Source organism: Bacteroidota bacterium (genome assembly GCA_018698135.1).
Taxonomy (GTDB): domain Bacteria; phylum Bacteroidota; class Bacteroidia; order CAILMK01; family JAAYUY01; genus JABINZ01.
On record JABINZ010000228.1, the window covers coordinates 1 to 2,837 of the forward strand.

Sequence of the window (2,837 nt, forward strand, 5' to 3'; positions counted from 1 at the left end):
AGATTTTACATCAAGATAAGTCAATTTGACAAAGTATTGTATGAAAGTAGTTTCTGTTGCAATAAGTGTAAATGTAGATTGAATAAAACTATACTTGAAGATGTAGAAAACTGTAGGTGCAAAAAGTGCAATGCACGAGAATTATATTGGTCATCGGAATTACTATGGGATTGATAACAGTACATCTCTCAATAAACACAGACGTGAAAAGCATATTCATGCTTCAAAAAAGAAGGTTATCAACCATGTCAATCAGGCCTGAAGTACTCTCTTTAAGTATGGACTGTTTTGTCCAATCGTTTTTGAAGACGCACAACGCTACAATAAATGTAAAAGGAGAATGAATTGAAAAGACTCATATTGTTAATTGCTGTTTTAGCAATAATAGCACAGATATTAACTCCTATTCTAGTGGGATTATTTTATCCAAGTTTAGAAAGTAGGGCATTATTTGGTGACTCATTCGGTATCACAAATTCAATATTTTCATTATTAGCAATATTAGCTATATTATTTACTATAACATCACAGCACGCAGAGGATAAAAAAAATAGTGAAAATATGAATAATTCTATAAAATTAAATGCCTTAGCAACTCTATTAAAAGTCTCAGATTCGAAGCTAAAATATTTCGAAACTGATATTTATAGATCGAATTTAATAAAAAAAAATATTGCTGAAGATGACATTGATAAAACTAAAAATGATGAAATTGATTTAGCCAAAAAAAATAGAAAATCATACCAAAAGGAGCTTGATGAAATATTTGAGTCTTTGGATTGAAAATTATAGATTATGCAATTTAATTCTCAAATCAATAGGCTTCTAAGAATTCTTCAGATCCTTTCTTTAGGCGAGAAACTTTCTACTACTACATTATTAGATAAATTCGAAAATAAAATATCGCGTCGAACATTACAACGGGATTTTATTGCTCTTTCCGAGGCTGGCATCCCCATCCATTCAGATAAGCTACAAGGTAATGAAAATATCTGGTATCTTGATACACGATTTAAAAACTTTATTCCAATCCCCATAGGTATAAATGAATATCTGGCCGCACACACACTAAAAGAAAATCTAAAGATATTTCGGAATACAGTTTTAGAAGAGGATATCGAATCGCTATTTTCAAAAATCGAACAGATTGTCCCAAGCAATGTCTTTCTTGACTCCAGGAAAGGATTGGCAGAATCATATTTTGAACAATATTCAGCTGGACTTTTTGATTATAGTCCGTACAATGAAATAATTGAAAACATCATTAAAGCAATCATCGAGAGAAAAGTTTGTAAAGTCTCTTATTTCAAACCATCATCTGATTCTATGAAATCTTATAATATTGAGCCGGTAAAAATAGTTAATTATAATGGTGGTCTCTACACCATTGCCTATATTCAGCGGCATCACAGTTATATAATGCTGGCAGTACAGAGAATTCAATCGATCAAAATTTTAGAAAAACCTCAGGGACAAAATCACACCTTCAATGAAGACGAATTCTGGCAGGGCAAATTTGGTTTATTTCCCGGTGAACAGAAAGAAGTAAAATTACAATTTTCTAAATCCATCAAACACCATCTTGAAGGTAGACAGTGGCATGCCAGTCAAAGTTTTAATCAGGAGGATGATGGCAGTCTAATTCTAACCATGAATGTTGGTTTAAGTCCTGAGTTAATCACCTGGATCAGTGGCTGGCAGGAGGAGGTGAAAGTACTGAAACCGTTGAAATTGAGAAAATTGATAATCGATCATTTAGAAAAAACAATAAAATTATACTCATAACGACATGATATGTCTTGTTGGTTTCTTAATATAGAGGGAAATCAAGGAGACATAATTTGAATAATAATAAATTACCACATCAAATATTTTATGAATTAGGGGAATTCATCTGCAATCCGGATACAATTATTGAATCTAAAAAAATATCAAAATTGGTTGACACTTTGCTTCATTGTAAGGATTTCGACAGGTTTAACCTCACCGAAGATGAGTTACCTGTAATTGCCAGTGCCTGGTATGATATGATTGAGAATTCCTGCAATTATTGGGATGCAATTGATTTGCTGAAAATGGTTTATCCGCCAAAATCCACATGCCTCAATAAACTTCCAATCATTATTGGATTATTAGAAAAGAAAGTTATTTATACTGAAAAACGAACCTTAAGAAATGCAGCGAGAAAGAAGCTACATATCGAGGATCAATCTCCTGTTATTTCTTTCTCTTCCCATTCACTGCTTGAAAACGGAGTTGTATTTCATCGGGATTTTGTAAAAGCATTACTCGATGAAACTGATGATATTGAACATGACAGGACCTCACCATATTCCAATAATAAAGAATATCTGAATGATTGGATGGTCTATTTAAAAAAGCTTGAGGAATTATCATGGCATGATTATGAGGATAGACAATTAAATGCAAATATCGAGGTCCAAACTGCACAGGATCTTATACAGGTAATTGATCATAAAAATCTGATAGATATCAGGTTGAAAATTACAAAACAAAACTTTCCTTTAAATGAGATGGTGGACGAATACCAATTGGATGAAAATGAAACAGTAATTCTAGTCTATCTCGTGAAACAAGAGCTGGACGGCAACGAATCAAATTCGGATACTATATTAAAAATGATCAGCAATGATCAACATGAGCATTATCTAAACAGGAAATATCTCAATCCAGATGGCAGATTAATTAGCAATGGATTAGTGGATAAAACCGATAGCAGCTTCATGATGATCAGGGGCAATTCTTACAGATTGATGCCGGATGTTATGAGACGGATAATTACCAATAGCCCATTAAATGATTCTGAGCGCATGGAT

At 32.8% G+C, this 2,837-nt stretch carries 3 protein-coding genes; all 3 read left to right on the forward strand.

Features of this window, described 5'->3' with window-relative positions; genetic code table 11:
• The first annotated feature begins 345 nt into the window (after positions 1–345).
• Positions 346–783 (forward strand): hypothetical protein, encoded by a 438-nt coding sequence (locus HOG71_14390; protein ID MBT5992037.1) that lies wholly within the window; start codon positions 346–348, stop codon positions 781–783.
• 12 nt (positions 784–795) lie between these two features.
• Positions 796–1,785, forward strand: coding sequence for a WYL domain-containing transcriptional regulator (locus HOG71_14395; protein ID MBT5992038.1), 990 nt, complete (start codon positions 796–798; stop codon positions 1,783–1,785).
• Positions 1,786–1,841: 56 nt separating this feature from the next.
• Positions 1,842–2,837, forward strand: a 996-nt coding sequence (locus tag HOG71_14400) for a hypothetical protein (GenBank protein MBT5992039.1), incomplete at its 3' end; no start/stop codon positions are given.

Coding starts and splice junctions, on each gene's coding strand:
- HOG71_14395 (MBT5992038.1), top strand. CDS start 796: ATGCAATTTAATTCTCAAATCAATAGGCTTCTAAGAATTCTTCAGATC.